Annotated in this window: 7 protein-coding genes; 1 reads left to right on the top strand and 6 read right to left on the bottom strand. The window is 60.5% G+C overall.

The features are described from left to right. Positions 1-286 precede the first annotated feature (286 nt). The 6 genes from CSC94_RS22490 to CSC94_RS22465 are packed head-to-tail and all read right to left on the bottom strand — an operon-like array spanning position 287 to position 5,150. Entirely contained in the window at positions 287-613 is a 327-nt protein-coding gene (locus tag CSC94_RS22490) for a 2Fe-2S iron-sulfur cluster-binding protein (protein WP_099308623.1), read from the bottom strand. Beyond that, the gene (locus tag CSC94_RS22485) at positions 610-1,833 is read right to left on the bottom strand and encodes an acyl-CoA dehydrogenase family protein (protein WP_099308622.1); all 1,224 of its coding nucleotides are present in this window, start codon (positions 1,831-1,833) and stop codon (positions 610-612) included. The genes CSC94_RS22490 and CSC94_RS22485 overlap by 4 nt, the downstream gene beginning before the upstream one ends. Further along, the gene (locus tag CSC94_RS22480) at positions 1,830-2,930 is read right to left on the bottom strand and encodes a CaiB/BaiF CoA transferase family protein (protein WP_099308621.1); all 1,101 of its coding nucleotides are present in this window, start codon (positions 2,928-2,930) and stop codon (positions 1,830-1,832) included. Before CSC94_RS22480 ends, CSC94_RS22485 begins: the two co-directional genes overlap by 4 nt. Beyond that, entirely contained in the window at positions 2,930-3,721 is a 792-nt protein-coding gene (locus CSC94_RS22475; RefSeq protein ID WP_099308620.1) for a citryl-CoA lyase, read from the bottom strand. Before CSC94_RS22475 ends, CSC94_RS22480 begins: the two co-directional genes overlap by 1 nt. A 3-nt stretch (positions 3,722-3,724) precedes the next feature. Continuing rightward, positions 3,725-3,928: a ferredoxin gene (locus tag CSC94_RS22470; protein ID WP_099308619.1), complete on the bottom strand. Its 204-nt coding sequence runs from the start codon at positions 3,926-3,928 to the stop codon at positions 3,725-3,727. Positions 3,929-3,935: 7 nt separating this feature from the next. Further along, a complete protein-coding gene (locus tag CSC94_RS22465) occupies positions 3,936-5,150 on the bottom strand; it encodes a cytochrome P450 (RefSeq protein WP_165784560.1) in 1,215 nt (404 codons plus the stop codon). A gap of 162 nt (positions 5,151-5,312) precedes the next feature. Between CSC94_RS22465 and CSC94_RS22460 the strand changes: the two genes are divergently transcribed. Further along, complete coding sequence (locus tag CSC94_RS22460) at positions 5,313-6,125, top strand: enoyl-CoA hydratase/isomerase family protein (protein ID WP_099308626.1); 813 nt, start codon at positions 5,313-5,315, stop codon at positions 6,123-6,125. Positions 6,126-6,137 lie beyond the last annotated feature (12 nt).

Raw genomic sequence — 6,137 nt, 5'->3', positions numbered from 1 at the left:
AGCCCATCGGAAACGTCCCGCCAGCAGAGGCCGAAGCAAACTTCTATGCAGCTATGGAAACCTCAGAAATGGCCGCGTAGCTTATATCAACCAGCCTCCGGCAAACCCGGTGCGGTTCAGAATTCATCTCGCAGTCCCTCCATTGCGAAGGTCCTGCGTTCCGGTCACCTGCTTCAGATCCCTCATGTTTTCCTCCCGTTTGATTTATCAGTCGGGCTTTTTTTTAGGCACTTCTCGTCTTGCGTCCGAGGTCTCTCCTTGTTCTCCCGTGTCCGCCGCAGGCCTGTCAGAGCCCTTGGGACGGGGGCAAACGCACGATTAGTCCGTCCATGTCTTCGGTTACCGTTATCTGGCATGTCAGACGGCTCGTCGGTTCAACGTCGAAGCAGCCGGCCTCGATCATTTCTGATTCATCCGGTGTTGGTGGTGGAACGCGATCCGCCCATTTCGGATCGACATATCCATGACACGTGGCGCACGTTCCCGCGCCACCGCAGTCGGCGACAATACCTGACACCATTTCATTGACCGCTGCCTGCATCACCGTCTCGCCCGGCTTTGCGTCGGCGGCATGATCGCGTCCGTTGCGATCGCGAAAGATGATCCTGGTCACTGCTTCATCTCCATTGCTGCGCGCGGCTCCCGGGGTTCCTTTCCCCTTTCGGCTTTCGTTGCGGACCAAGCCAGTTCACCACGAAGGGCTCGGCGGCCGGCAACGAGGTTATTGAGAACCGGCGTACCATCGACGACGGCCATCATGGCCGCATCGTTGGCCAGCCGGCGGATCGGATGCGACCGTTCCAGCGCGGCTGAACCGATCGTGTCGCTTGCCCACCGACACACTTCCACTGCCAGACCGCAACACAATGATTTTGCAGCTGATGCACCGGCTATCGCGTTCTCGGTGTCGAGTTCTTCTATCGACTTCAAGGCGAGCAGCCGGGCGGCATGACAGCGGCCGACAAGGCTCGCATAGCCGTCCTGAACCAGCGCGCTTGCCGACAGGGGACCGTTCGCAACCATCCGGTGGCGCAGGAAATCCCCGACGACATCAAGAGCGGCCCTCGCAATGCCGATCGACTGGAGGGCCGCGAGAACCCTCGCAATCGGAAATGCCTTCTTTGCGCCTGATGTCCCCTCTCCTTCCGCCCCCAACCGGAGATCCGGGGAAATTCGGCAGTTCTCCAGCGTGATTTCCGCGAACGTCAGGTGACGCAAGCCCCGTGGATCAAGCGGGCGGCGGATTAACCCCGGTGTTTCCACGGGCACGATGAACCGCGTCGGCATTGCTCCGCCGCCCCCGTTGTCCAGGCGCGCTAAAACGATGGCAAAGGACGCATGCATGCCGTGGGTGACCCACGTCTTCCTGCCATTCAATTCATACCCGTCGTCGATTCGGCGCGCGGTGGTTGCTAGACCGCCAAGGTTTGACCCCGCACCCGGTTCGGTAATCGCGATCGCCCCGATGTCTTGACCGGACAGCAAACCCGGCATGAAGCGAGCACGTTGTTCATCGCTACCAAATTCGTGGAGGTAGCGTTGGACACTGTGATTGCCGATCAGCGTCAGTTCGGGCGCGAGACCTTCGACCAGGGCGGCGAATTGAAGCGGGGTCAGAGGCGCACCGCCGGCATCGGCCGGCAGCAGCGAGCCGAGGTAGCCGAGCGCAGCCAGTTCCTGGAAAACCGCCGAAAGCTGCTTTGGTCCAAGAGGACGGTTAGCGCCAGGCGCATGACGGCGGGCAATTGCCCTGGCAGCATCGAACAGCTCCCATTCCCTGGCATCGTAGCCGAAACGGGCGGAGGTGATGCTGCGGGGTTGCGCGACGGTCATTGGCCGGCCCTCAACGGACGTGAAGGATGCGCTGGCGGCCTTGGCGCGGAAATCTTCAGTGTCGAGAACTCCAGGGGCATGGCCACCTGTAGGCTCCCCCCGTTTTCCGGAAGCCGGTAGAGCATTTCGCGCTCGTAGAGCGTGCGATCGCTTTCGACTTCTGCGTAGGAGCGTTCCGGAGCGCAGGGGAGCCGTTCGGCCCGCAGCCGTTCGACCCATTCGGTCCGCGTTCTCTTTCGCGTCATCGGATCGACGCGCGCTTCCAGTTCATTCTGCAATTCGCAGCGCTTTTCGTTGCTGTCGAACATCGCATCCTCGAACAGTTCGGGTGCCCCGATCGCGGTGCAGAAAATCTGCCAGTGGCGATCATGCAGGATGGTCGCCATGAAGCGTCCGTCGCTGGCCTGGAACATCGGCGTACAGGAGACGACCGAGTGGTTGCCGTTCCGCCGAACGGTGGCTGGCGATGCGTCATGCATCGTGACATGCGGGTATTGAAGATAGAGACAGGCGTCGGCCAGCGAGGATCGGATCTCGTCGCCCATCCCAGTCTGTCGACGGTTTTCGAGTGCTGCCAGCACACCGAGGGCCGCCCAGGTTCCGGTGGAAACATCGACGATCGAAGGACCCGTCCTGTAGCCTGGCCCTTCCACTGGACCGGTGGCCTCCATCATGCCCATCGCGGCCTGGGCGAGACCATCCGTTCCTGCAGGGCCGCCGGGGCCGAACCCCGTAATGGTAACGACGATCAGGGCAGGGTTCCGCTCCCGTAGCGTCGTAGCATCGAGGTGCGCGCGCTTCAGGAGAGCAACATCGAGGTTTGTCACCACTACATCAGCCGACATGGCCAGTTCGACCGCGTCGTCTGCCTCCGTGGCGTCATTGAGATCGAGGGTCACAATTTCCTTGTTTCGATTGGTCGATGCATAGAGAGCCCCCGTCCCGTTGACCCTTGGTCCGATGCGGCGGGTGATATCGCCTTGTGGCGGTTCCACCTTGATGACACGTGCGCCGAAGTCACCCAGGATCATGCCGCAGGCAGGCCCTGCCACCATGTGCGTGAACTCGACCACTTTCACACCGGAAAGAATGCCCATCACCGCGTTCCCTTCAGCGGGCGCAAGGGCGGGCCGTCATATTTGACCTTCGAATCCGGGACATGGCGCCAGCCGGCTTCACGGGTCATTTCCTCGACTGCATGGACCGCCAGACCGGCACTCCTCGGCACGAATGCAAGCGCCCGCGCCAAGCGCCAGTCCAGGCCGAGGTCGAGCCCCAATGCAGCCAGGGCGCCATCCTGGTTCATCGGCAAGCGCCGGCCTTTCCGGCTCTCCAATTCCTGTTCGACTTGCTTGGCGAGCAAGGAGAAACGGCCCGTCACACCGTTCGCATCCGCTACGGCGTAGAGGCGGTCAACCCGCGGATCGCCATGGGGATGAAGGGCATGGCCGAAGCCCGGAACCTTATGGCCAGATCCAGCGAATTCCTGGATAATTGACTGGGCAGCGCTTGCCTGGTCGCGCTTTCCGTCCTGAATCTCTGATCCGCAACGCCAGAGGGAACGTGCGAGCTGTTCGCAGGCACCGCCATAGGTATCGCCAAACGTCATGACTCCGCCGGCCACGGCGACCTGCAAGGGATTGCCCGATGAAGCAAGGTAACGGCTGACGATGCTGGACGGGACGATGCCGTGATCCAGGACCGAGACGAACATGGCGTCCAGGAGCTTCGCATGGCCCGCGGGCGGGAGTTCTCCCGTGGCGAGCAGCAGGAACGCCTCAGCGAAGCCCAGGTTTCCCACCAGTTCACCCAGGTCGTAGCCACGTATGACAACCTTGTCAGTGTCGCCGTAGGCCAATGCCGTGCGCCAGTTGTCAGTCGTTGCCATGGTTCAGTCCTCGTTGATCAGCTCGATTGCCGAAACCGGGCACAACTCGGCAACGTCACGTACGGTGTCGGGGTCCAGCGCATCGCCGACAAATTCCGCATGCCCGTCGGCGCGCATGCGGAAGGCATCGGGCATTTCCAGGATGCACATGGTCGAACCGACGCAGAGATCGGGGTTGACGCGGGCGCGGAACCGTTTCGTTTCCATCCCGCCCTCACTGCAAAGCAATGTTGATGGGCGCCTCGATGCTCCGGCCAAGGATTCTCGGATCCCATTTCACCTCGCTGAGGAGGTGCATCTTTGGGAAGCGGCGCAGAAGTTCATTGAAGGCGATCTCCATTTCCATTCGCGCCAGTGGCGCGCCGAGACAGAAATGCAGGCCGTGGCTGAACGACAGATGGGGATTTGGATTCCGCGTCACGTCGAACTGCTCCGGATTCTCGAACTTCGCCGGATCCCTGTTTGCGGCTCCCATCAGCAATAGCAGTCGATCGCCCTCACGAACGCGGCTGCCAGCGATCTCCATGTCCTTTCCGGCAATCCGCATCGTCCCCTTGAGGGGACCGTTGAAGCGGAGGCCTTCCTCGATACCGGTTTTCATGTGCTGCGGATTCTCGCGCAGAAGGTCCATCTGATCCGGAAGCTCCAGCAGCGTGGTCAATGTGTTGCAGATCAGGTCCTGCGTCGTTTCATGCCCGGCATTCAACAGCAGGATGCAGGAATGCAGGACATCGTCTTCCGTCAGCGTGGGGTCGTTCTGCTCGACCTCCATGAGCCAGCTCATCATGTCATCGCGTGGCTGCTTCAGCCGCTCGTCGTACAGGCCCTTCAGGTAGGCTTTGAACTCGACCAGCGCGTCCTGCGCGCGATCCATGCGCTGGTCCTCACCGACGCCGGCGAGAAGCAGGTTGGTCAGACCATCGGCCCAGCCGTGAAACCGATGCACATCTTCTCTTGGAGCACCGATGATGGAAGCGATGACGTTGGCGGGAAAGGGATAGGCAAAATCCTTGTTGAGATCGACGACGTCGCGCCCATCCCAATTAGCAAAGAACTCCTGAACATATCCCTCCACCACACCGCGCATGGTCGAGACGGCCTTCGGCGTAAAGGCCCGGCTGAAGATCCGCCGCAAATGGGTATGCCGCGGCGGGTCCAGGAAAACGACGAAGGAATGCAGCACTTCGTATGTCAGAGCGAAGCGCCTCTGCTCTTCGGCCGATAGGCGATGGCGGAAGAACGGGGTGATGCGATCGGCCAACATGTCCGTGCTGTGGAGAGCGCCATAGACGTCCTCGTAGCGACTCAGGACCCAGCCCCGCCACCGTTCGTTCCAATAGCAAGGATGCTCTTCGCGCAGGACCTTGTAGTAGGGGGACGGATTCTGCACGATCTCGGGATCGAGCAGATCATCATTGATCTTTCCCATTTTCCACTCCGTCTGCAGCGCCCTGTCATATCGTCCAGAAAAAAGGTGGTAAGCGAGCGCTTGCTTATCTTGTTGCATTTACTAAGCACATGCTTATTATCCCGTCAAGCCGCGCTCGTTGCGGCTGGCACGGAAACGTTCGCAATGGGAGAAGGATCGGCCATGACCGCCATCAACTACGAAAGCTACAAGAGGCTGATTTTCGACCGGCCCTATCCGGGCGTTCTCAAGGTGACGCTCTCCAACCCAGGCAAGAAGAATTCGATCGACGAGATCATGCACCCCGAAATGGTACGGGTTTGGCACGATATTTCGGCAGATGATGACACGGCCGTCGTGATCCTCACCGGCGACGGTGACGCCTTTTGCGCGGGTGGCAATTTCGACATGGTCAGGCAGATGGTCGAAGACCACGAAATCCGCATGAAGAACCTGCGCGAAGCCCGCGATGTCGTCTACAATATGATTAACTGCACAAAGCCGATCATCAGTGCGGTGCGCGGGCCGGCCGTTGGTGGCGGCCTGGTCTGTGCCCTCATGTCGGACATTTCGGTGGTTGCCAAGGATGCGAAACTGATCGATGGGCATACGCGCCTAGGCCTTGCGGCCGGCGATCATGCCGCGATCATCTGGCCACTTCTGTGCGGGATGGCGCGGGCGAAGTATCACCTGCTCATGTGCACGACCATCAGCGGACAGGAGGCCGCCGATATCGGGCTTGTCTCCATAGCGGTCGAAGACAAGGACCTTGACGACAAGGCGCTCGAGATCGCCTCCCAGCTTGCCGACGGCCCCCCGACGGCCATTCGGCTCACAAAGTACACGATGAACCACTGGCTGCGCATGGCAGGACCAATTTTCGACGCGTCGCTGGCGTTCGAGTTTCATGCTTTTACGGGCCCGGAAATGCGCGAAGGCATGGCTTCGATCCAGGAGAAACGAAAGCCGGTCTTTCCCAGGCACAGTGCATTCTGATAGCTAGCATTC

Origin of the sequence: Zhengella mangrovi, assembly GCF_002727065.1 — a bacterium.
GTDB classification, from domain to species: Bacteria; Pseudomonadota; Alphaproteobacteria; order Rhizobiales; family Rhizobiaceae; genus Zhengella; species Zhengella mangrovi.
This window is presented reverse-complemented; position numbering and strand designations above follow the sequence as displayed.

Excerpts from the sequence above, each read along its gene's own strand:
- CSC94_RS22485 (WP_099308622.1), bottom strand. The coding sequence starts at position 1,833 with ATGACCGTCGCGCAACCCCGCAGCATCACCTCCGCCCGTTTCGGCTAC.
- CSC94_RS22480 (WP_099308621.1), bottom strand. The coding sequence starts at position 2,930 with ATGGGCATTCTTTCCGGTGTGAAAGTGGTCGAGTTCACGCACATGGTG.
- CSC94_RS22475 (WP_099308620.1), bottom strand. The coding sequence starts at position 3,721 with ATGGCAACGACTGACAACTGGCGCACGGCATTGGCCTACGGCGACACT.
- CSC94_RS22470 (WP_099308619.1), bottom strand. The coding sequence starts at position 3,928 with ATGGAAACGAAACGGTTCCGCGCCCGCGTCAACCCCGATCTCTGCGTC.
- CSC94_RS22465 (WP_165784560.1), bottom strand. The coding sequence starts at position 5,150 with ATGGGAAAGATCAATGATGATCTGCTCGATCCCGAGATCGTGCAGAAT.
- CSC94_RS22460 (WP_099308626.1), top strand. The coding sequence starts at position 5,313 with ATGACCGCCATCAACTACGAAAGCTACAAGAGGCTGATTTTCGACCGG.